This window comes from Halomonas sp. ML-15 (assembly GCF_014779595.1).
Taxonomy (GTDB): domain Bacteria; phylum Pseudomonadota; class Gammaproteobacteria; order Pseudomonadales; family Halomonadaceae; genus Franzmannia.
Genome location: NZ_JACXZT010000020.1, coordinates 19,339 through 39,935, shown reverse-complemented (window position 1 = coordinate 39,935; position 20,597 = coordinate 19,339). Strand labels below are relative to the sequence as shown.

Below are 20,597 nucleotides of genomic sequence, written 5' to 3'. Positions count from 1 at the left end.
GAGCCTCTCTACACACGAAGTCAGTCGATGCTGCTTCCAGGAGCGGGCGGCCTCCCCGGTAACTGGTGCATAACCCTACCAACTCATATGGCGTCAACATACAAGGAGCGGTTTCAACCGCGATGCAGCGCGCAGCGCTGCCCAATAAGCCCTGTTACAGCGTAAACGCCGGCAGCTTGCGCTCGACCTTGGCCAGCTTGAGATGGGCGACCTTGGGCAGACCGTTCTCGAATGGCGGGAAGTCTTCGCCCTGGATCAGCGGCGACAGGTAGCGGCGACAGGCATCGGTGATACCGAAGCCATCCTCGCGGATAAAGTCGCGGGGCATGAATTTCTCACGGTTGGCGACCTCGGCCAGCGGAGCCGCCTCGATGCACCACTCGTAGGGATCGTCGGAGACGCGCTTGATCGCCGGCATCATGGCGTTCTTGCCCTCCAGCGCCAGCTCCACGGCCTTCTTGCCCACCGCATAGGCCTGCTCGACGTCGGTCTTCGAGGCCAGATGGCGCGCGGCGCGCTGCAGATAGTCGGCGACGGCCCAGTGGTACTTGTAGCCCAGGTCCTGCTTGACCATCCCGGCCAGGGTCGGCGCCACGCCGCCCAGCTGGCGGTGGCCAAAGGCGTCGGTATTGCCGGAGTCGGCGAGGAAGGTGCCGTCTTCGTAGCGGGCGCCCTCGGAGACCACGATCACGCAGTAGCCATACTTCTTGACCGCCTCGTCGACGCGCTTCATCACCGCGGCGCGGTTGAAATGGATCTCGGGGAAGATCACCAGGTGCGGCGGTTCACCCTCACCCTTGCCGGCCAGCGCGCCGGAGGCGGCGATCCAGCCGGCGTGGCGGCCCATTACTTCGAGCACGAACACCTTGGTCGACGTCGCACACATCGAGGCGATGTCCAGCGACGCTTCCTGGGTGGAGGTGGCGATGTACTTGGCGACGCTGCCGAAGCCCGGCGAGTTGTCGGTAATCGGCAGGTCGTTGTCGACGGTCTTGGGCACGTGGATGGCGGTCAGCGGGTAGCCGAGCTTCTCGGAGAGCTGGGAGACCTTGAGGCAGGTGTCGGCGCTGTCGCCGCCGCCATTGTAGAAGAAGTAGCGGATATCGTGGGCCTTGAAGACCTCGATCAAGCGCTCGTACTGGGTGCGGTGGGTCTCGATGTCCTTGAGCTTGTAGCGGCACGAGCCGAAGGCACCGCCCGGGGTGTGGCGCAGCGCGGCAATGGCTTCGTCGGTCTCCTGGGAGACGTCGATCAGGTCTTCGGTCAGGGCCCCGATGATACCGTTGTGACCTGCATACACCTTGCCGATCCGGTCGGATTCGCGGCGGCAAGCCTCAATCACCCCGCAGGCACTGGCGTTGATGACGGCGGTGACACCACCGGATTGGGCGTAGAAGGCGTTGTGCTGGGCCATGGGGATTGCTTCGCTCCTGCAGTGGCGGATCATCGAAAGGGCGTAAAGTCGGTGGCACATCTTAGTCGAAAGTGGGGGGAGGTGCATCCTGTCGCCATCTGGAAACGGATCGCTGGGTGCGGGCACGACGGCCTGTGGTGGCGGCCCAGGCGGCGTGCTAGTCTCGCAGCGACTGTGGCAGGAGGCACGCGATGCACGTTCATGTAGTTGGAATCTGTGGCACTTTCATGGGCAGCCTGGCGCTGCTGGCCCGCGAGCTCGGCCATCGCGTCAGCGGCTCGGATGCCAATGTCTATCCGCCGATGAGCACTCAACTGGCCGAGGCCGGTATCAGGCTCAGCGAGGGCTTCGCCGCGGACAACCTCGCGCCGCGGCCAGATCTGGTGGTGATCGGCAACGCGCTGTCGCGGGGTAACCCCGAGGTCGAGGCGATGCTTGATCAGGGTTTGCCCTATGTCTCCGGCCCCCAGTGGCTGGCCGAGCAGGTGCTGCCGGGCAGGCCGGTGATCGCGGTTGCCGGCACCCACGGCAAGACCACCACCGCCAGCCTCACCGCCTGGTTGCTCGAGGCCGCAGGCCTGGCGCCGGGCTTTCTGATCGGTGGGGTGCCGCGCAACTTCGGTGTCTCGGCGCGACTCGGCGGCGAGGGTGCGCCGTTCGTGGTCGAAGCCGACGAATACGATACGGCCTTCTTCGACAAGCGCTCCAAGTTCGTCCACTACCGCCCGCTGATCGCGGTGCTTGGCAATCTGGAGTTCGACCACGCCGACATCTTTCCCGATCTGGCGGCCATCGAGCGCCAGTTCCACCATCTGGTGCGCACCGTGCCAGGCCGAGGCCAGCTGCTGGTGGCCGACGACCAGCCGGCCCTCGAACGAGTGCTGGCCCAGGGCTGCTGGACGCCGGTGGCGCGACTGGGGCTAGGGCAGGAGAGCGAGTGGCGCATCGAGCTGGAGCGTGACGACGCCTCGCGCTTTCGGGTCATTCATCGCCACGCCGAGGGTGACGAGGAAGACGCCGTGGTCGACTGGCCGCTCAACGGTGAGTATAACGCGCGCAACGCTCTGGCCGCCCTGGCTGCGGCCCATGCCTTCGGCGTCGACCTGGCGCGCGGCTGCGCGGCATTGGCACGCTTCGAGAACCCGCGACGGCGTCAGGAGGTGCGCGGCGAGGTGGCGCATATCCAGGTCATCGATGACTTCGCCCACCACCCTACGGCGATTGCCGCGACCCTCGGCGGGCTACGCGCGGCGACCCCCAAGGGGCGGCTGCTGGCGGTGATCGAGCCGCGCTCCAATACCATGCGCCTGGGCACCCTGCGCAGCCGGCTGGCGCAGAGCGTCGACGATGCCGATGCGGTGTGGTGGTATCAGCCGGCAGGGTTCGACTGGTCGCTGGAGGAGGTGATCGCCGCGAGCCGTCAGCCGGCGCATCTGGTCGAGGAGCTCGACGCGCTGGTGGCAGCGGTGGTGGCCGAGGCGCGGCCGCTGGATCGCATTGTAGTGATGTCCAACGGCAGCTTCGGCGGTATCCACGACAAGCTGCTGGCAGCCCTGGAGGTGGAACATGGCGAATGAGTTCAAGCCGCCGGTGACGGTGGCGCTGACCGGCGCTTCCGGCGCCCAGTACGGCCTGCGCCTGATCGAATGCCTGGTGGCTGCCGAGCATGAGGTGTGGGTGATGATCTCCAAGGCCGCGCACCTGGTGATCGAGACCGAAACCGAGGAGTCGCTGCCGGCCCGCCCCGAGCGGCTGGTCGAGGCGCTCAGCGGCATGAGCGGCGCGCAGCCGGGACAGATCCGCTGCTTTGCGCGGGAAGACTGGATGGCCCCGGTGGCCTCCGGCTCCGGCGCGCCGGCGTCGATGGTGATCTGCCCGTGCTCCACCGGCACCCTGTCGGCGGTGGCCGCCGGGGCCAGCAACAACTTGATCGAGCGCGCCGCCGACGTCGCTCTCAAGGAGCGCCGTCAGCTGATTCTGGTGCCCCGCGAGACGCCGTTTTCGGCGATTCATCTCGAGCATATGCTCAGCCTGACGCGGATGGGCGCGGTCATCCTGCCAGCGGCACCGGGGTTCTATCATCAGCCGTCGAGCATCGACGATCTGATCGACTTCATCGTCGCGCGGATTCTTAATCAGTTGGGCATCGAGCACCGCCTGGTGCCGCGCTGGGGTGAGACGTGAGGGCATGTCATCTGGGTGTCATGGCAGGTGCTCAAGATAAGCATGGTGTTGTCGCAGAGAAGGGTCACGGATGATCAAGCTATCGCTGTTGTCGGTTTTCGTACCGACGTTCTTCATGGTCTCGCTGACGCCGGGCATGTGCATGACGCTGGCGATGATTCTGGGTATGACCCAGGGGGTAAAGCGCACCCTTTGGATGATGCTTGGCGAGCTGGCGGGCGTAGCGCTGGTGGCGGTGGCTGCCGGTGCCGGGGTGGCGGCGCTGATGCTGCGTCAGCCCGAGCTGTTTGCGCTGTTCAAGTGGGTGGGCGGGGCCTATCTAGCCTACCTCGGGGTGATGATGTGGCGCTCCCGGGGCCGCATGGCGATTCCGTTGGAGAGTGTCGAGCTGCCCCGCGCCACCCGCACCCAGCTGGCGATGCAGGGCTTCGTCACTGCGGTAGCCAACCCCAAGGGTTGGGCCTTTTTTGTGGCACTTCTGCCGCCGTTTCTGGACGCCAGCCTGGCACTAGGACCGCAGCTGGCGGCGCTGGTGGGGGTGATCCTGATCATCGAATTTATCTGCCTGCTGCTCTACGCCGGCGGCGGGCGCACCGCGCGCAAGCTGCTCGGCGAGAGTGGCAATGTGCGGCTGCTCAACCGCATCGCCGGCTCGATGATGGTGGGGGTGGGGATATGGCTGGCGCTCGGCTAGGCGCTGAGCGTCCACCTCAGGTGGGCGGCAGCCAGGCCAGCCGCATGGCCAGCAGTACCAGCGAGGCGCTGGCGAGACTCAGCCAGGGTGCCGGGGCCAGCGGGCGGTGAGCGAAGCGGTGATAGCTGATACGCACCAGGGCGCAGACTACCAGTCCCAGTAGCGCCCCACCGATCAGATCGCTCGTCCAGTGGACGCCCAGCGTCAGGCGCGACAGCGCCATCGGCACCGCCAGCAGGATGGCCGCCCAATAGGCCCAGACGCGATAGCGCGCCGGCAGTTCCTGGGCGATAAAGGCGGCGGCCAGGCCGTACAGCACCACTGCGGTGGAGGCATGGGCGCTGGGGTAGGCAAGCGATCCTGTGAGGTACTCCGGGAAGTCCGGCCGCTCGCGCCCGGCCAGCTGCTTGAACAGGGTGTTGGCCACGGCGATGCCGCCGAGACCGGCACTAAGGTGAAGAAACGCCGAGATATGCCGTGCCCACAGCAGCCACAGCGCCCAGGGCAGGAACAGCGCCAGCACGCCATAGGTGTCACCAGTTCGCGCCATCAGCTCGCTGGCGGTGGCGACCCAGGCCATGTCCAGCGCACCGGCCATGCCCTGAATCTGGGTGTCCATCAGCATCGGCCCCTGGTGCTCGAGGACGATCAGCGTCCAGATGCACAGGGCGGTCAGCGAGAACACCAGCAGGCACAGCGAACCCAGCGGAAATTCGCCGCGCGGCCGGCGCGCTCGCAGGCGCATCCACAGCCGGCGTCGCCAGGCCGCGCCGCGGGCCAGCCGCGCCATGGCAAAATAGACCCTTCCTCCCCGCGCCAGCTGATGGCGCAGCCACGAAAAGCATAGCGCCAGCACCACGATGACCGCTGCCAGAGCGAGCAGCCACTGCTGAGTGCCGGGGGGGATATCCAGCAACTGTTGCCAGGTGCGGCCAAGCAGATAGCCCGGTAGCACATAGGCCGGCGCCCACAGTAGCGCCGACAGCAGCGAGGCCCACATGAAGGCGAACGGCGACATATGCAGCATGCCGGCGATCATCGGTATCACCGGGCGTACCGGGCCGACGAAGCGCGCAAAGATGACCGACAGCGTGCCATAGCGCTGAAAGAAGCGCGCGCCCCGTGCCAGCCACTCCGGATGACGGTGAAACGGCCACAGCCGCGGTACCCGTTCGCGCTGGGTATGGCCCAGCGCGAAGCTCAGCCCATCGCCGGCCAGGGCGCCGAGCGCCGCGGCCAGCAGCACCAATGGGATCGATAGATCCTGGTGCCCTGCCAGCGAAGCGGCGGCCGTCATCAACACCACGCCGGGCATGATGAGGCCGACCACGGCAAGGCACTCGAGCAGTGCGATGATGGCGATGATCATCAACAGTAGAGCGGGAGAGGGGGTCAACTGGTAGAGCCAGTCGGCAATATTCAAGACGCGGACTCCGTCAGCGCGTGCCCCCTGCGCAGGAGGCGTTGTTCGAAGGCCAGCCAGCGTTCGCTGGGTTGGGGGGTGCATACGGCGATGCGTGCCGTCAGCGGCCCGGTCTCGGCGAGCACACAGCGCTCCAGCGCTGCCAGCAGGCGGTTGCGAACCATCAGCGCGCCGTTGTCGCCGGTGTCCGGCAAGACTAGCCAGAACAGATTGCCGTCGGCGCGACCCAGGCTGTCGTGACTGCGGCAGGTATGGTGCGCTACCTGGCAGAAGCGTTGCAACATATCGCGATAGAGGCGTGGCCCGAACTGCTCGCTGGCCATATCCAGCTGCGGCAGATGGATGACCAGCACGCTGAGGCGGCGATCGAGTGCCTGGGCGCGTGCCAGTTCGCTCTGCAGGGTTTCCTCGATGGCACTGGGGGATAGTGCATCGCACTGCGTATCATTGGGGTCGGTGGCACGCAGCAGGGCGAGCTGGCGCAGCTGCTCCCAGGGGGCCAGGGTGCTCAGCGCAGCCAGCGCGAGATAGCTGAGTGCAGCCTGTGGCAGGCTCATGTCGACATCCATCAGCAATAGCCACAGCGGCGCCAGCAGCAGGTTGAGCATCAATGCCGGACCCAGCGGTAGCAGCAGCAGCGCCAGCACCGGTGGCAAGCCCAGCCACAGGTCGGCGGCCTGCTCGAGCCGGAGCAGCTCCACGGCCAGCAGCAGATAGCTGGTAGTGATCAGCATGTAAGACGCCATGCGTTGGGCGCGTTCATCGGCGAGTCGGACTATCGCAGCGCCCACCAGCAGCAGCGCGCCGATGGCAGGCAGCAGAATGTAGTCGTAATGGCCCATCAGGTAGTGCCAGCCGGCGTGGGCCGCAGCAAGTAGCGCTGCCAATAGGTAGACCAGCGCGAAAAGTCGCGAGGGCAGGCTCTCGAGACGCGGCGTCATGACGGAGAGTCTCCCATGCCGAGGATCAGCGGTGAGTGCTGTTTGGCGAGTGCGTCGCGGGCTTCGTCGAGTCGCTCGCTATGGGCCAGTGGCAGGGTCCGGGCATGCAGATGCCCATCGCATTCGCCGAGACAGTGCAGCAGGCTGTGGCAACGCTCGCGCACCGCGTCGGCATGGCGGCCGACCAGCATGATCGCCAGGGTGCGCCGGTCGAGGCGATAGCAGTGCTCGAATGCATGGCTGGCCCTGGCCAGGCGGTGTGCCAGCAGCCAGCAGCGCCGTCGAGTCGTGCGGATTAGCAGCAGCTCGCTATATAGCGGGTCGCGCTCGCTGCGGGTACGTTCCTGGGCGAGGGCCTCATCGAGGCGTTCGGCCGACCACAGGCGCAGCCCGGGGGTGAGCCGCTGGCGCTGGGTGACCCGTTGCCATAGTGGCCGCAGCTGCACCGCGTGAGCGGCTCCCGCCAGCAGCAGTGCCGCCAGCAGCATGCCGCTGACCGTTGCCTCGGCAGCGGGCAACATCGCCGCCACCTGCCACCACGCGAGTCCCGCCAGGGTCGCATTGAGGGCCATCATCCAGCGCGGCTGGGGCAGCATCATCAAAATCGCGAAGGCCCATAGCCAGGCGCCCAGGGCGTCGGGCTCCAGCGACACCATGCCAGCCAGCAGCAGGCTCGGAATCAGCTGCCAGGGCAGGCGCGCCGGCCAGCGATAGCTGCGCTGCAGGAGCAGCGCAGTGGCCAGCAGCCAGCCTGTTGCGGCCCACAGTAGCGAGCGCGCGGAGCCGGCTTCCAGGGCCATGCTCATCACGGCACAGAGCAGGGCGGCAAGCAGCAGGGCGAGGCGAAAGCCGTGGACTTTGTACATGCTATCCATGGTGCCTTATATTGAGACGTTCCGCTGTATCATGATGTTTCTCATCCAGCCGGTCATCGTTGCCGAGCATTCGCTATCAGGAGTCACGCCAGGGCATGTCAGATCATACCGCTGCCATTACCGATGTCGTTGCCTACATGGACCAACTTGGCCTGCAGGCTCGTACCGCCAGTGCCACGCTGCGGCGTCTCGATACCGCGCGCAAGAACGCTGCGCTGCTGGCCACCGCGGCGCAGCTCGAGAAGGCTCGACCTACGCTGATCGAGGCCAATGCCGGCGACCTGGCCCGTGGCCGCGACAACGGCCTCGATGCGGCACTGCTCGATCGCCTGGCGCTGACCGACACGCGTATCGATGCGATGATCGAAGGGCTGCAGCAGGTCGCCGCGCTGCCTGACCCGGTGGGCGAGGTAGACGGTCTGCGCTATCGGCCCAGCGGTATTCAGGTCGGCCAGATGCGCGTGCCGCTGGGCGTGATCGGTATCATCTACGAATCGCGGCCCAACGTCACCGTCGAAGCGGCCAGTTTGTGCCTCAAGGCGGGCAACGCCTGCATTCTGCGTGGCGGCTCCGAGGCGCGCGACAGCAACGCCGCGATCGCCGCTTGTCTGCGAGCGGGGTTAGCCGAGGCCGGGGTGCCCGAGGCAGCGGTGCAGGTCGTGGCTACCACCGATCGTGCCGCGGTCGGCCGTCTGATCGCCATGCCCGAGTACGTCGATGTGATCATTCCCCGCGGTGGCAAGTCGCTGATCGAACGTATCTCCCGCGAGGCGCGGGTGCCGGTGATCAAGCATCTCGACGGTGTCTGCCACGTCTATATCGATCAGACTGCCGATCACGACAAGGCGCTGGCGATTGCGGTCAACGCCAAGACCCACCGCTACGGCACCTGCAACACCATGGAGACCCTGCTGGTGGACGCACCGCTGGCGGCCGAGCTGTTGCCGCGACTCGCCGCCGCCTACGCCGAGCATGGCGTCGAGCTACGTGGCTGCTCGCGAACCCGCGAACTCCTGCCCGAGGCCGCGGAAGCCAGCGAGCAGGACTGGTATGCCGAGTACCTGGCCCCGGTGCTGGCGATCCGCGTGGTCGACGGCATCGATGCGGCCATGGCGCATATCGAGCACTACGGCTCACACCACACCGATGCCATCATCACCGAGCAGTATGCGCTGGCGCGGCGCTTCATGGCCGAGGTCGACTCCAGCTCGGTGATCGTCAATGCATCGACGCGCTTTGCCGACGGTTTCGAATACGGCCTCGGCGCGGAGATCGGGATCTCCACCGACAAGCTTCACGCCCGTGGCCCGGTGGGCCTCGAGGGCCTGACCACGCGCAAGTATGTGGTGTTCGGGGATGGGCATATCCGTGACTGAGTCAGAGGCTCCGCCGCGAGTCGCGATGCTGGGCGGCACCTTCGATCCGGTGCACCTGGGGCACCTGCGCAGCGCGGTAGAGCTGGCCGAGGTGCTCGAGCTCGATCGAGTGCACATGATTCCCGCACACCGGCCGCCATTGCGCGGTGAGCCGGGAGTGGCCAGCCACGAGCGCTTGTCGCTGCTGCGGCTGGGCATCGGCGACACGCCCCGGCTGGTCGCCGATGACCGTGAGATCCGACGCGACGGCCCCTCCTATTCCGCCGACACCCTGGCTAGCCTGCGTGCCGACTACGGCGATCAGGCGCGTCTGGTGATGGCGCTGGGCCACGATGCCTTTCTCAAGCTGGCCGACTGGCACCAGCCGCAGCGGCTCTTCCAGCTGGCGCACCTGGTGGTGCTCGAGCGTCCCGGCTACCGCCAGCCGCTGCCGCCGGCACTGGATGAACTGATTGCCGGACGCGAGGTCGATGATCCGGCGGCGCTGTTCGCTGCGCCGGCCGGCGGGGTGCTCAGGATCGCACTGGAATCGCGCATGGCGATCTCGGCCACGGCGGTGCGTCGGCGCCTCAGTTGCGGCGATTCGGTGCGCTACCTGCTACCCGAGAGAGTGGAACATCGCATCACGGCGCTGGGCCTCTACCGCCACGAGCGGTAGAATGTGGGGCTAACCATAGCGACCCCCCGATTTGCACCAGGAGCCCCTCAGACACTATGCAGATTGACGACCTCAAGACACTGGTGATAGACGCCCTCGAGTCGCTCAAGGGCCAGGATATCGCCACCCTCGATGTATCGCGCCTGACCAGCGTGACGGACCTGATGGTAGTCGCCAGCGGCACCTCTACCCGGCACGTGTCGGCGCTGGCCAACCGGGTGGTGGAGAACACCAAGGAGCAGGGCCTGCAGCCGTTGGGCGTCGAGGGACAAGCCGGCTCCGACTGGGTGCTGGTGGATCTCGGCGAGCTGGTGGTGCATGTGATGCTGGTCGAGACCCGGCGCCTCTACGACCTCGAACGGCTGTGGTCGGATCTTCCCAGCGACGGCGAGACCGAGGTGCGCGGGGAGCGTGTGTGAAGGTCAAGCTGCTGGCAGTGGGTGCCAAGATGCCGGCCTGGGTCGAGCAGGGCGTCGCAGAATACCGTAAGCGCCTGCCGCGGGACTTCAGTCTCGAGATTATCGAGATCGCCCCGGGGGCGCGTGGCAAGAACGCCGATATCGCGCGCGCCGTGGCCAGCGAGGGTGAACGCATGCGCGAGCGGCTCAAGGGTCGTGAGCACCTGGTGGCACTGGAGGTCGGCGGCAAGCCCTGGAGCACCGAGCAGCTCGCCGAGCAGGCCGCCGATTGGCGTCTCGCCGGGCGTGATGTGGCGCTGCTGGTGGGCGGCCCCGACGGTATCGAGCCGGGGCTATCGGCGAGCGCCGACCAGCGCTGGTCGTTGTCGCCGCTGACCCTGCCACACCCGCTGGTGCGCATTTTGCTCGCCGAACAACTATATCGGGCCTGGACGCTGCTGGTAGGGCATCCCTACCACCGTTGAGGTATTCCTTGTTACATGTCCCGAGTCCGCCCCATGCGTGAGCGTCGTCAGGTACTCAAGAACACGCATCAGGAAGTTCGTATCTTCCGCCTGCGCTCGCTGCTGGCGTTACTGCTGGTGGTAGCGCTGACGGCAACGCTGATGGGCCGCCTGGCCTACCTGCAGGTGAGCCAGCACGAGGTCTATATCACCCGCTCGGAGAAGAATCGCGTGCGGGTCGAGCCGCTACCGCCCACCCGTGGGCTGATCTATGACCGCAACGGTGAGCTGCTGGCCGAGAATCGCCCGACCTACAATCTGATGCTGGTCCGTGAGCGCGTCGAGGACCTGGATGCCACGCTGAACCTGCTGGTCGAGCTGCTGGCGCTGCCCGAGGAGGGTGTCGAAGCGTTCCGTGAGCGATCACGGCAGCGCACCCGGCCGTTCCAGCCGGCGCTGCTGATGAGTGACCTGGAGGAGGAGCAGATCGCCCACCTGGCGCTCAACCGCCACCGCCTGCCGGGCGTCGAGGTCGAGGCTCAGCTGCTGCGCTACTATCCCGACGCCGAGATGCTCTCCCATGCACTCGGCTATGTGGGGCGCATCAATGCCGAGGAGCTGGCGAACCTAGACCCCGGCAACTATGCCGGCACCCACTTTATCGGCAAGACCGGCGTCGAGCGCTTCTACGAGGACGTGCTGCACGGCCAGGCCGGGCTGCGCAAGGTCGAGACCAACGCCCGGGGGCGGGTGCTGCGCGAACTAGGGCGCACCGACCCGGTACCTGGCGAGAACCTGACGCTGACCATCGACCGTGACATGCAGAAACTGGGCTACGAGCTGCTCGACGGCCGCCGCGGGTCGATCGTCGCCATCGAGCCGGCCAGCGGCGAGATCCTGGCACTGGTCTCGGCACCGGGGTTTGACAGCAACCGCTTCGTCACCGGCATCGATGTGGCCTCCTATCAGGCACTCCAGGAGAACATCGACCTGCCACTGTTCAACCGTGCGATCCGCGGCCAGTACCCCCCGGGCTCGACCATCAAACCGTTCCTGGCCATCGCCGGGCTCGCCGAAGGGGTGATTACCCCCAATCGGGTGATCAACGACCCCGGCTATTTCCAATTGCCGGGCGACACGCGCCGCTACCGCAACTGGCTGCGCTGGGGGCACGGGCGGGTCGACATGGAGCGCTCGATCGAGGTCTCCAATAATACCTACTACTACACCCTGGCCCACGAGATGGGCATCGATCGCCTGCATGAGCAGATGACCGCATTCGGCTTCGGTCAGCGGGTCGGGCACGACGTGTTCGGCGAGAGTGCCGCCCTGATGCCGTCGCGGGAGTGGAAGCGTGGACGCTTCAATCAGCCCTGGTACCCCGGCGAAACCGTGTCGGTGGGCATCGGCCAGGGCTACTGGCAGGTCACGCCGCTACAGTTGGCGACCGCCACCGGGGTGCTGGCCAACCGTGGCAAGTGGGTCAAGCCGCGGTTGGCCAAGCGCATCGGTGAGCATGAACAGGAGGCGGTGCTGCCCGAGACCCTTGGTGATATCGAGCTCGAGAACGAGGAGTGGTGGGACCGAGTGTTCTCCGGCGCCGAGAAGGTGATGACCGGCAGTGAAGGCACTGCGCGGCGTACCGGGGTCGACCTCGAATACCGCATGGGTGGCAAGTCGGGCACCGCCCAGGTCTTCTCGCTGGGCCAGGACCAGCGCTACAACGCCGACGAGCTCGCCGAGCGGCTGCGCGATCATGCACTGTTTGTCGCCTATGCGCCGCTCGAGGATCCGCAGATCGCCGTGTCGGTGATCGTCGAGAATGCCGGCGGCGGCAGCACCCACGCCGCGCATCTGGCGCGGGCGATGACCGATGCCTGGCTGCTCGACGATAAAGACCTCGACGTCGAGGAGCTGCGCGAAGAGATGGAGAACGACGACACCAGCGTGGCGGGAAACTGATGATCAAGAAGGGATGCACATGATGCTCGGCGATATCACCCGCGGCCTGCGCGGCTATCCGGTGCGCCCGCCCGAAAGTGGCATGTCGCGACGCAAGAGCATCTGGACCAAGCTGCGCATCGACCCCTGGATCATGCTGCTGTTGCTGGTGCTGATGAGCGCCGGCCTGCTGGTGCTCTACAGTGCCAGCGGTCAACGCATCGAGACGGTGATTGCCCAGGCCACGCGCTTTGGCCTGGGGCTGGTGGTGCTGATGGTGCTGGCACGGCTGTCGCCTGCCACCCTGCTGCGCTGGGCGCCGCTGCTGTACGGTGCGGCGCTGGCGATGCTGGTGGCGGTGGAGGTGCTGGGCGACATGGGGATGGGGGCTCAGCGCTGGTTGGTGATCCCCGGCGTGGTGCGTTTCCAGCCCTCGGAGCTAATGAAGCTGGCGATGCCGATGATGCTCGCTGCCTACCTGAGCCGTCGCGAACTGCCGCCCAAGTGGACCGATCTGGTGGTGTGTGGCTTGCTCATGGCGGTGCCGGTGATGCTGATCGCGCGCCAGCCGGATCTCGGCACCTCGCTGCTGGTGATCTGTGCGGCGGTGTTCGTGATCCTGCTGGCGGGACTCTCATGGCGCTTCATCGCCTTCCTGATCGTCCTGGCGGGGGCGGCGCTACCGGTACTGTGGATCAACATGCACAACTATCAGCGCCAGCGGGTGCTGACGTTCCTCAATCCCGAGAGCGACCCGCTGGGCGCTGGCTGGAATATTATCCAGTCGACGACGGCCATCGGCAGCGGTGGCCTGCTCGGCAAGGGATGGTTGCAGGGCACTCAGTCTCAGCTCGAATTCCTGCCCGAACGGCATACCGACTTTATCGTCGCGGTGCTTGGCGAGGAGTTCGGGCTGGTGGGGATGCTGCTGGTGCTGACGCTCTATCTGCTGGTGATCATTCGTGGGCTGTGGCTGGCCAATGCCGCCCAGGACTGCTTTGGTCGCCTGCTGGCGGGCAGCATCATCCTGACCTTTTTCATCTATATCTTCGTCAACGTGGGCATGGTCAGCGGTATTCTGCCGGTGGTCGGCGTACCATTGCCGTTGGTCAGCTATGGCGGCACCTCCAGCGTGACCTTGCTGGCCGGTTTCGGTATTCTCATGTCGATTCATGCCCACCGCCGCCTGCTGCCTCGTTGAGGCGGTGTTACACCGAATGATTTAGCAAGGAGCTGCGCGACCGATGACGGTGTCTGCAATTCAGGGAAAGGGCGTGCTGGCTGCAGCAGGCCTACTGCTGCTGGCGTCGCCGGGCCTGGCCGGCGACTTCGACCCGGCCTCCGATGACGAGGTCGCCGCGCTGGTCGAGATGCTCGGCGAGCAGGGGGTGCCACGTGACTGGGCCGAGTCGGCCATGCGCCAGGCCGACTTCAGCCAGGACGTGCTCGATGCCATGGAGGGGGCCGCCGAGCGGCGTCTGCGCTGGGACGAGTATCGCGAGATCTTCCTGCAGCGCGATCGTATCCTGCAGGGCGCGGCGTTCATTGATGCCCATCACGACGCCTTTGCCCGCGCCGAGGCCGAATACGGTGTGCCGCCGGAGGTGATCGCCGCGATTATCGGCGTCGAGACCAAGTACGGCCAGTTCACGGGCAATCACCGGGTGCTCGATTCGCTGTCGACGCTGGCCTTTCACCACCCCAGTCGCCACCGCTTCTTCCGCGGCGAGCTGGCCGCCTTCCTCGAGATCGCCTATGAAGAGGGCGTCGAGCCCGGTTCGCTGCACGGCTCCTACGCTGGCGCCATGGGCTATCCGCAGTTCATCCCCACAAGCTATCGCGCCTATGCGGTGGACTTCGATGGCGACGACATTCGCGACCTGTGGACCAATCCGGTGGATGCCATCGGCAGCGTCGGCAACTATTTTGCCGAGCATGGCTGGCGCCCCGACGAGGCGATCCTCAGTGAGGCCAGCGGCCCCCAGAGCCTGCCCGACGACGTCGAGTTCAACGCCACTCGCCCGCCCTATGCGAGCCTGGATGAACTGGCCGAGGCCGGCATCGAAGCGGATGCCGCCGCCGCGCCGCCAGAGGAGGTGATACCGCTGGCATTCGACTATCGGCGCGATGACGATAGCGACGAGATTGGCTATCACTATCGCCTCGGGCATCACAATTTTTACGTGATCACCCGTTACAATCACAGCCATCTGTACGCCATGGCGGTCACCGAGCTTTCCGAACAGATTGCTGCTGCCTATGAGGAGGGTGCATGGGCTCAGGACGACAGCTGACCCACGCCGTGGGGGCCTTGGCCACCTTGCTGTTGGTGGCCGGCTGTGCCGGCAGCGGTGGCAGTAGCGGCACGCAGCGGGCTGCCGACAGCGGCGCCGCCAGCTCGTCACCGGATGACGCTACCAGCACCGCTAGCGGGCGTTATTCGATGAGCCGCGACGCCTACCCGGATCTGCCGCCGGACGTCTCCGACGTGCCCGATGCCGAGCCGCGGGTCGAGCCGCGCTCGCGGGGCGGCAATCGCTCCACTTATGAAGTGTGGGGAGAGACCTACCATGTGCTCTCCGATGAGGTGGGCTACAGCAATGAGGGCATCGCCTCCTGGTACGGCGAGAAGTTCCACGGCTACGCTACCGCCAATGGCGAGATCTACGACATGTACCTGATGACGGCTGCGCACCGCTCGCTGCCGCTGCCCAGCTTCGTCAAGGTAACCAGCGTCGACAACGGGCGTTCGGTGATCGTGCGCGTCAATGACCGTGGGCCTTTCCATGACAACCGCGAGATCGACCTCTCCTATGCGGCGGCGTCGCGACTGGATATTCTGGGCCGCGGGACCGGCAAGGTGCGCGTCGAAGCCATCGATCCGGTAGCCTGGCAGGAGAATCGCGGCAACGGCGCGACCCAGATGGCTTCGGTCCAGCGTGAGGCGCGCGACGGTGCCGAGCAGGTGGCGGCGCCACCGTCTTCGAGTGTCTCGCCGGCCCAGGAAGTGGCTGCCACCCCTGCTGGCAGCAACGGAGCGGCGAGCGATGCCGCTGCAGCGATCTACCTGCAGGTCGCCGCGCTAGGCTCGGCGAGCAACGCCGAGGCGCTGAAGTCGCGGCTGCAGAGTGAACTCAACCGGCCGGTCCGGGTCGCCAGCGATGCCAGCGTGTATCGCGTCCAGGTCGGGCCGGTAAGCGATAACAGCCGGGTCGAGCCACTGCGCGATGAGCTACGCCGCGCAGGCTTCGAACAGACCCTGGTAATCAATGACTGACCCATAGCGGGTCGTGAATCTAGTGACGTTTTTTCTTGTGAGAGTGGGTGTGATGAAAGTGTTTGCCTTGTTGTCCGGTTTGCGTCGCTCGATGCTGCCGCTTGCGGTCGCCGGTCTGACCAGCGTTGGTATCATGGTCTCGGCTCAGGCCCAGCAGCCTAGTCCGCAGACCATGGTGCCCTCGCCGCCGCAGCTGGCGGCCAAGTCGTGGTTCCTGATGGACGCCGATAGCGGCGAAGTGCTGATCGAGCACAACGCGGATGAGCGGCTGCCGCCGGCCAGCCTGACCAAGCTGATGACCGCCTATCTGGTGGAGCGGGAGCTCGACCGCGGCAATATCAGCATGGATGACATGGTACGGGTCAGTGAGAATGCCTGGCGCACCGGCGGCTCCAAGATGTTTATCGAAGTCGATACCGAGGTATCGATCCGCGATCTGCTCTACGGCATCATCATCTCGTCGGGCAACGACGCCAGCGTCGCCGTGGCCGAGCATCTGGCCGGCGGGGAGCAGCCGTTTGCCGACCTGATGAACCAGCACGCCCAGCGCCTGGGACTGCACAACACCAGTTTCGCCAATGCCACCGGGCTGCCTGACCCCGAGCAGTACTCCTCGGCGCGGGACATGGCGCTGCTCTCGCAGTACATCATCAACGACTACCCCGAGCACTACGCGATCTACGCCGAGCGCTACTTCGACTTCAACGACATCCGCCAGCCCAATCGCAACCGCCTGCTATGGCGTGATGCCACCGTCGATGGCCTCAAGACCGGCTGGACCACCGAGGCCGGCTACGGGCTGGTGGCCTCGGCCAAGCGCGACGACATGCGCCTGATCTCGGTGGTAATGGGCACCAGTTCCGAAGAGGCCCGCGCCCAGGAGACCCAGAAGCTGTTCAGCTACGGCTTCCGCTACTTCGAGACCCTCAACCTCTACGAGGCGGGCTCGGTGCTGGAAACCCCGCGCATCTGGGGCGGCGCAGAGAATCAGGTGCGGGTCGGTGTGGATAGCGATGTCAAGATGACCGTGCCGCGTGGACGCAGCGATGAGCTGACGGCGCGACTCAATCTGCGCGGCGACATCAGCGCGCCGGTCGCGGCCGGTGACCAGCTCGGTACCCTCGAGGTCAAGCTGGGCGACGAGGTGCTCGGTGAGCGCCCCCTGGTGGCCCTGGAGAGCGTCGAACAGGGCGGCATCTTCAAGCGCGTATTCGATATGGTGCGCCAGTTTATCAGCGGCCTGTTTGGCTGATCGATGCCACGCAGCGGCGACTCCTCGGGGGTTGCCGCGTTCGCTGCCGGGAGCCGCACCCTTGGTTGCGGCCCGTCGGTTGCGTAAAATAGCGCCACATTCCTGTTTGAGTGTTCATGATCATGGCCGACAAGCCCCTGCGAGACCTGCGTCTCGACACCCCGGAGGCGTCGGGTAAGGCGCCGCGCGTCGAATTCCCCTGCGACTACTCGCTGAAGATCGTCGGTGATGCCGCCGATGACTTCCATGACACCGTGGTCGAGGTGGTCGAGACCCATGCGCCGGGTTTCGATCGTCAGTCGATCCGCGTCGTCGACAGCCGCAACGGCAAGTTCCAGTCGGTACGCCTGACCATCACCGCCACCGGCCAGCCCCAGCTCGAGGCGCTGTTCGCCGAGCTCAAGGGTACCGGCCGCGTGCATATGGTGCTCTGATGAGCGAGCGGCCTGCGCTGCCGATCCAGGTCTTCTGCCTGGGGCGTCAGCCTTACCTGCCGGTATGGGAGGCGATGCGTGCGCTGACGGACGGCCGCGATGCCGAGACTCGCGATCAGTGCTGGGTGGTCGAGCATGAGCCGGTGTTCACCCAAGGCCAGGCCGGCAAGCCCGAACATCTGCTGATGCCCGGCGACATACCAGTGGTGCAGACCGACCGCGGCGGCCAGGTGACCTATCACGGCCCCGGCCAGCTGGTGGTCTATCCGCTGCTCGACGTGCGTCGTTCGAAGCTGGGAGTGCGCGAGCTGGTTACCGCGCTGGAGCAGGCCGTGGTGGGGGCGCTGGGCGATCTGGGCGTTACCGCCGCGGCGCGGGCGGATGCACCCGGGGTCTACGTGGGGGAGGCCAAGATCGCTTCGCTGGGGCTGCGTATACGCCGCGGCGCGAGCTTCCACGGTGTGGCGCTCAACGTCGACATGGATCTTGGCCCTTTTGCGCGCATCAATCCGTGCGGTTATGCCGGTATGGCGATGACGCGGATCAGTGATCTGGTCGCGGCGACGCCGGACTCGGACAGCGTGGCGCGCAGCCTGGTGGGCCATCTGGGCAGGCAGCTGGGGCGCGAACTCGACTGGGCAGCGCCCGGCGAGCTACCGGAGCACTGCCAGCGCCAGCAGGGGCTCAGCCTACCGTCGTGACCGGGATCAGGCCGCTGTCTTCCGGCGCCCGCTGTCCGGGCACCTTGGCCGGTGCGGCCAGCCCCAGATTATTCTTCTCGAAGACCTTGTCGGCACGGTAGCTGGAGCGTACCAGCGGCCCCGAGGCGACCTCCATGAAGCCCTTCTCCAAGCCTAGTTGACGGTAGCGCTCGAACTCTTCCGGGGTGACCCAACGCTCCACCGGCAGGTGGTTCTTGGTGGGGCGCAGATACTGGCCGAGGGTGACGATATCCACGCCGATCTCGCGCAGGTCGTCAAAGGTGGCGAGGATCTCCTCCTCGGTCTCGCCCAGGCCCAGCATCAGGCTGGTCTTGGTCAGCACCTCGGGTTTGTGATGCTTGGCGAAGGCCAGCACGTCGAGGGTCTTGCGGTAGCCGGCGCGAGGGTCGCGGACGCGCTGGGTGAGGCGCTCGACGGTCTCGACATTCTGGGCAAATACCTCGAGGCCGGAATCCACCACGTCGGCGATGGCGTCATGTACGCCGTCGAAATCCGGGGTCAGGGCTTCGACGACCACCTCCGGGGTACGCGCCTTGATGGCGCGGACACAGGCGGCGTAGTGGCTGGCGCCGCCGTCGTCGAGGTCGTCGCGGTCCACCGAGGTCAGCACGATGTAGCGCAGGCCCATCAGCTCCACCGACTTGGCGGTATTGTCGGGCTCCTCGGCGTCGAGCCAGCCGCGGGGGTTGCCGGTGTCCACGGCGCAGAAGCGGCAGGCGCGGGTGCACACCGAGCCCATCAGCATGATGGTGGCGGTGCCGTTGCTCCAGCACTCGCCCATGTTGGGGCAGTGCGACTCGGCACACACCGTGCTCAGGCGGTGCTCGCTGACATTGCGCTTGACCGCTTCGAAGCGTTCGCCGCCGGCAATCTGGATGCGCAGCCAGGGCGGCTTGCGGCCGTTGCTGACGCCTTCCTGGGAGTCGTCGGTCTTCTGGCTCGGCCTGCGCTGCTTGATGCCATCCTTGATCACGGACATGCCGTGCTCGTTGCGGAATTTTGCCCCGCTGGAGATGTCGCGCGACGGCTTGTTACTCATAGCGATCTAAGCCTCTCTGTTCGCTGCCCAGGCGGCGTCACCCGGACCATGATAGACGCCACTTTAGCATAAGGCCGGGGGCGGATTCAGCCTGCCCTGGCGTTTCCCAAACGGCTGCAGTAGCAAGTAGCGAGGGGCGCCGGCGGTAGGTCTACGAGGAGGCGCTGTAAACCCCTCCCTGGGTGGCATGGAGTTTTCGCGCTTACAAGCATGATGCTTGATAAATGTAAGCGATTTCCTACACCGTTCTAGGCGAACGCCCACAGATACCAGCGCCTGGGATTGGTATCCTTGCTGCACCAAGCTTTCTATTCTGCTAATAAATCAATAGACGGCATGTTCCAGACGCAGGGAGGCGTGATGGCCAGCGCAAGCGGATTGCAATTCACCTTGGGCTTGCCCGGTGTCGAGGACGTGGCGGTGATCGACTTCACCCATCGTGAGCGACTCTCCGCGCCCTTCGAGCTCAGCGTACGCTTCGCCAGCCGCGACGGCGGCCTCTCTGCCAGCGATATCCTCGACCGCGAGGCGACCCTGACGATCTGGCAGGATGGCGAGGCGCTGCGCCTTATCAACGGCGTAGTCAGCGAGTTCGGCCGCGGCGATAGCGGCCACCGCCGCACCTTCTATCACGTCGAGATCCGCCCCGCGCTGTGGCGCCTTGGGCTGCGCCACAACTCGCGCATCTTTCAGGAGGTCTCGCCGCTCACCGTGCTCAACACCCTGTGCGACGAGCACGGCATCGCCGATATCGCCTTCGCCGCTACCCGGGAACCGGAGGCCCGCGAGTATCTGACCCAGTACCGCGAGACCGATCTCGCCTTCGTCCAGCGCCTGGCCGCCGAAGAGGGGCTGTTCTATTACCATGAGTTCTTCGCAACAGGCGGCGACACGGGCGACGAGGGCGATGCCGGCCACCGCCTGATCTTCGCCGACGCCCCCCAGGTGCTGCCCCATTTGGGCGAGCGCCGCTATCACAGCCGCGCCGGGGGCACGCCGCCGCAGCGCCATGTGCGCAAGCTGCGCCAGGTCGCCCGCATCGCCCCGGCCAGCGCCACCCTCAAGGACTACTCCTTCAAGAACCCGAGCTATGGTCAGCTGCACGACCACGTGGCCGATGGGCTGGAAGCCCACGGACAAAGAGCCGACTACGAACACTACGACTACCCCGGGCGCTACAAGGCCGACGCCTCCGGCGAGGCCTTCACCCGCATTCGCCTCGACGCGCTGCGCCAGAATGCCAGCACCGCCGACGCCGAGAGCGACCTGCCCGAGCTCGCCCCGGGGGCACGCTTCACCCTCACCGACCACGATCTCGAGACGCTCAACCGCGACTGGCAGGTGATCGGCGTGGTGCATCACGGCGAGCAGCACCAGGCCCTGGAGGAGGACGGTATCGTCCAGGGAGACAGCCAGAACGAGGGGCGTGGCGGCATGACCCGCTACCACAACGAACTGATCCTGATGCCCGACGATCAGGCCTGGCGGCCCGTGCCCAACCCCAG

The 20,597-nt window shown here is 66.1% G+C and carries 20 protein-coding genes; 15 read left to right on the top strand and 5 right to left on the bottom strand.

What is annotated here, in order from left to right; genetic code table 11:
* Nucleotides 1–154: 154 nt before the first annotated feature.
* The gene (locus tag IEI94_RS22480) at nucleotides 155–1,414 is read right to left on the bottom strand and encodes a 6-phosphofructokinase (protein ID WP_191169741.1); all 1,260 of its coding nucleotides are present in this window, start codon (nucleotides 1,412–1,414) and stop codon (nucleotides 155–157) included.
* 191 nt (nucleotides 1,415–1,605) lie between these two features.
* On the opposite strand from IEI94_RS22480, the gene mpl reads away from it, so the two are divergent.
* The 3 genes from mpl to IEI94_RS22465 all read left to right on the top strand — a co-directional run bounded on the left by mpl (nucleotide 1,606) and on the right by IEI94_RS22465 (nucleotide 4,292).
* Nucleotides 1,606–2,991 carry a UDP-N-acetylmuramate:L-alanyl-gamma-D-glutamyl-meso-diaminopimelate ligase gene (gene mpl, locus IEI94_RS22475; RefSeq protein ID WP_191169740.1) on the top strand — a complete coding sequence of 462 codons (1,386 nt, stop codon included), beginning with the start codon at nucleotides 1,606–1,608 and terminating at the stop codon, nucleotides 2,989–2,991.
* Complete coding sequence (locus tag IEI94_RS22470; protein WP_191169739.1) at nucleotides 2,981–3,598, top strand: flavin prenyltransferase UbiX; 618 nt, start codon at nucleotides 2,981–2,983, stop codon at nucleotides 3,596–3,598. Before mpl ends, IEI94_RS22470 begins: the two co-directional genes overlap by 11 nt.
* Before the next feature lie 70 nt (nucleotides 3,599–3,668).
* Entirely contained in the window at nucleotides 3,669–4,292 is a 624-nt protein-coding gene (locus tag IEI94_RS22465) for a LysE family translocator (RefSeq protein WP_191169738.1), read from the top strand.
* A 16-nt stretch (nucleotides 4,293–4,308) separates the two neighbouring features.
* Here the strand turns inward: IEI94_RS22465 and IEI94_RS22460 are convergent, their stop codons facing one another.
* Genes IEI94_RS22460 through IEI94_RS22450 form a run of 3 tightly spaced genes read right to left on the bottom strand, consistent with a single transcriptional unit; the run spans nucleotide 4,309 to nucleotide 7,522 of the window.
* Nucleotides 4,309–5,715, bottom strand: a complete 1,407-nt coding sequence (locus IEI94_RS22460) for a bifunctional DedA family/phosphatase PAP2 family protein (protein WP_191169737.1) — start codon at nucleotides 5,713–5,715, stop codon at nucleotides 4,309–4,311.
* Complete coding sequence (locus tag IEI94_RS22455) at nucleotides 5,712–6,656, bottom strand: GGDEF domain-containing protein (protein ID WP_191169736.1); 945 nt, start codon at nucleotides 6,654–6,656, stop codon at nucleotides 5,712–5,714. The genes IEI94_RS22460 and IEI94_RS22455 overlap by 4 nt, the downstream gene beginning before the upstream one ends.
* Complete coding sequence (locus IEI94_RS22450; protein ID WP_191169735.1) at nucleotides 6,653–7,522, bottom strand: hypothetical protein; 870 nt, start codon at nucleotides 7,520–7,522, stop codon at nucleotides 6,653–6,655. The genes IEI94_RS22455 and IEI94_RS22450 overlap by 4 nt, the downstream gene beginning before the upstream one ends.
* A 104-nt stretch (nucleotides 7,523–7,626) precedes the next feature.
* Between IEI94_RS22450 and IEI94_RS22445 the strand changes: the two genes are divergently transcribed.
* The 11 genes from IEI94_RS22445 (at nucleotide 7,627) to lipB (ending at nucleotide 18,032) form a co-directional block, all read left to right on the top strand.
* Entirely contained in the window at nucleotides 7,627–8,907 is a 1,281-nt protein-coding gene (locus IEI94_RS22445) for a glutamate-5-semialdehyde dehydrogenase (protein WP_191169734.1), read from the top strand.
* Entirely contained in the window at nucleotides 8,888–9,565 is a 678-nt protein-coding gene (gene nadD / locus IEI94_RS22440; RefSeq protein ID WP_191169733.1) for a nicotinate-nucleotide adenylyltransferase, read from the top strand. The genes IEI94_RS22445 and nadD overlap by 20 nt, the downstream gene beginning before the upstream one ends.
* 56 nt (nucleotides 9,566–9,621) lie before the next feature.
* Entirely contained in the window at nucleotides 9,622–9,984 is a 363-nt protein-coding gene (gene rsfS / locus IEI94_RS22435; RefSeq protein WP_191169732.1) for a ribosome silencing factor, read from the top strand.
* Nucleotides 9,981–10,448, top strand: coding sequence for a 23S rRNA (pseudouridine(1915)-N(3))-methyltransferase RlmH (gene rlmH / locus IEI94_RS22430; protein WP_191169731.1), 468 nt, complete (start codon nucleotides 9,981–9,983; stop codon nucleotides 10,446–10,448). Before rsfS ends, rlmH begins: the two co-directional genes overlap by 4 nt.
* 33 nt (nucleotides 10,449–10,481) lie before the next feature.
* Complete coding sequence (mrdA, locus tag IEI94_RS22425) at nucleotides 10,482–12,389, top strand: penicillin-binding protein 2 (RefSeq protein WP_191169730.1); 1,908 nt, start codon at nucleotides 10,482–10,484, stop codon at nucleotides 12,387–12,389.
* Nucleotides 12,390–12,408: 19 nt separating this feature from the next.
* A complete protein-coding gene (gene rodA, locus IEI94_RS22420; RefSeq protein WP_224750349.1) occupies nucleotides 12,409–13,569 on the top strand; it encodes a rod shape-determining protein RodA in 1,161 nt (386 codons plus the stop codon).
* 43 nt (nucleotides 13,570–13,612) lie between these two features.
* On the top strand, nucleotides 13,613–14,662 hold the full coding sequence (mltB, locus tag IEI94_RS22415; protein ID WP_191169729.1) for a lytic murein transglycosylase B: 1,050 nt from the start codon (nucleotides 13,613–13,615) through the stop codon (nucleotides 14,660–14,662).
* Entirely contained in the window at nucleotides 14,641–15,645 is a 1,005-nt protein-coding gene (locus IEI94_RS22410; RefSeq protein WP_191169728.1) for a septal ring lytic transglycosylase RlpA family protein, read from the top strand. The genes mltB and IEI94_RS22410 overlap by 22 nt, the downstream gene beginning before the upstream one ends.
* A 52-nt stretch (nucleotides 15,646–15,697) precedes the next feature.
* The gene (locus IEI94_RS22405; protein WP_191169727.1) at nucleotides 15,698–16,897 is read left to right on the top strand and encodes a D-alanyl-D-alanine carboxypeptidase family protein; all 1,200 of its coding nucleotides are present in this window, start codon (nucleotides 15,698–15,700) and stop codon (nucleotides 16,895–16,897) included.
* A 122-nt stretch (nucleotides 16,898–17,019) separates the two neighbouring features.
* The gene (locus IEI94_RS22400) at nucleotides 17,020–17,331 is read left to right on the top strand and encodes a YbeD family protein (protein WP_191169726.1); all 312 of its coding nucleotides are present in this window, start codon (nucleotides 17,020–17,022) and stop codon (nucleotides 17,329–17,331) included.
* A complete protein-coding gene (gene lipB, locus IEI94_RS22395) occupies nucleotides 17,331–18,032 on the top strand; it encodes a lipoyl(octanoyl) transferase LipB (RefSeq protein WP_191169725.1) in 702 nt (233 codons plus the stop codon). The genes IEI94_RS22400 and lipB overlap by 1 nt, the downstream gene beginning before the upstream one ends.
* On the opposite strand, the gene lipA is transcribed toward lipB, so the two are convergent.
* Nucleotides 18,016–19,092, bottom strand: coding sequence for a lipoyl synthase (gene lipA, locus IEI94_RS22390; RefSeq protein ID WP_191169724.1), 1,077 nt, complete (start codon nucleotides 19,090–19,092; stop codon nucleotides 18,016–18,018). The genes lipB and lipA overlap by 17 nt on opposite strands.
* A gap of 360 nt (nucleotides 19,093–19,452) precedes the next feature.
* Here lipA and tssI point away from each other — a divergent pair.
* On the top strand, nucleotides 19,453–20,597 hold a 1,145-nt coding region (gene tssI, locus IEI94_RS22385; RefSeq protein ID WP_224750348.1), incomplete at its 3' end, for a type VI secretion system tip protein TssI/VgrG.

Coding starts and splice junctions, on each gene's coding strand:
- mltB (WP_191169729.1), top strand. CDS start 13,613: ATGACGGTGTCTGCAATTCAGGGAAAGGGCGTGCTGGCTGCAGCAGGC.
- rodA (WP_224750349.1), top strand. CDS start 12,409: ATGATGCTCGGCGATATCACCCGCGGCCTGCGCGGCTATCCGGTGCGC.
- IEI94_RS22410 (WP_191169728.1), top strand. CDS start 14,641: ATGGGCTCAGGACGACAGCTGACCCACGCCGTGGGGGCCTTGGCCACC.
- IEI94_RS22405 (WP_191169727.1), top strand. CDS start 15,698: ATGAAAGTGTTTGCCTTGTTGTCCGGTTTGCGTCGCTCGATGCTGCCG.
- IEI94_RS22445 (WP_191169734.1), top strand. CDS start 7,627: ATGTCAGATCATACCGCTGCCATTACCGATGTCGTTGCCTACATGGAC.
- IEI94_RS22470 (WP_191169739.1), top strand. CDS start 2,981: ATGGCGAATGAGTTCAAGCCGCCGGTGACGGTGGCGCTGACCGGCGCT.
- rsfS (WP_191169732.1), top strand. CDS start 9,622: ATGCAGATTGACGACCTCAAGACACTGGTGATAGACGCCCTCGAGTCG.
- IEI94_RS22480 (WP_191169741.1), bottom strand. CDS start 1,414: ATGGCCCAGCACAACGCCTTCTACGCCCAATCCGGTGGTGTCACCGCC.
- lipB (WP_191169725.1), top strand. CDS start 17,331: ATGAGCGAGCGGCCTGCGCTGCCGATCCAGGTCTTCTGCCTGGGGCGT.
- mpl (WP_191169740.1), top strand. CDS start 1,606: ATGCACGTTCATGTAGTTGGAATCTGTGGCACTTTCATGGGCAGCCTG.
- mrdA (WP_191169730.1), top strand. CDS start 10,482: ATGCGTGAGCGTCGTCAGGTACTCAAGAACACGCATCAGGAAGTTCGT.
- IEI94_RS22400 (WP_191169726.1), top strand. CDS start 17,020: ATGGCCGACAAGCCCCTGCGAGACCTGCGTCTCGACACCCCGGAGGCG.
- IEI94_RS22455 (WP_191169736.1), bottom strand. CDS start 6,656: ATGACGCCGCGTCTCGAGAGCCTGCCCTCGCGACTTTTCGCGCTGGTC.
- IEI94_RS22450 (WP_191169735.1), bottom strand. CDS start 7,522: ATGTACAAAGTCCACGGCTTTCGCCTCGCCCTGCTGCTTGCCGCCCTG.
- nadD (WP_191169733.1), top strand. CDS start 8,888: ATGGGCATATCCGTGACTGAGTCAGAGGCTCCGCCGCGAGTCGCGATG.
- lipA (WP_191169724.1), bottom strand. CDS start 19,092: ATGAGTAACAAGCCGTCGCGCGACATCTCCAGCGGGGCAAAATTCCGC.
- IEI94_RS22465 (WP_191169738.1), top strand. CDS start 3,669: ATGATCAAGCTATCGCTGTTGTCGGTTTTCGTACCGACGTTCTTCATG.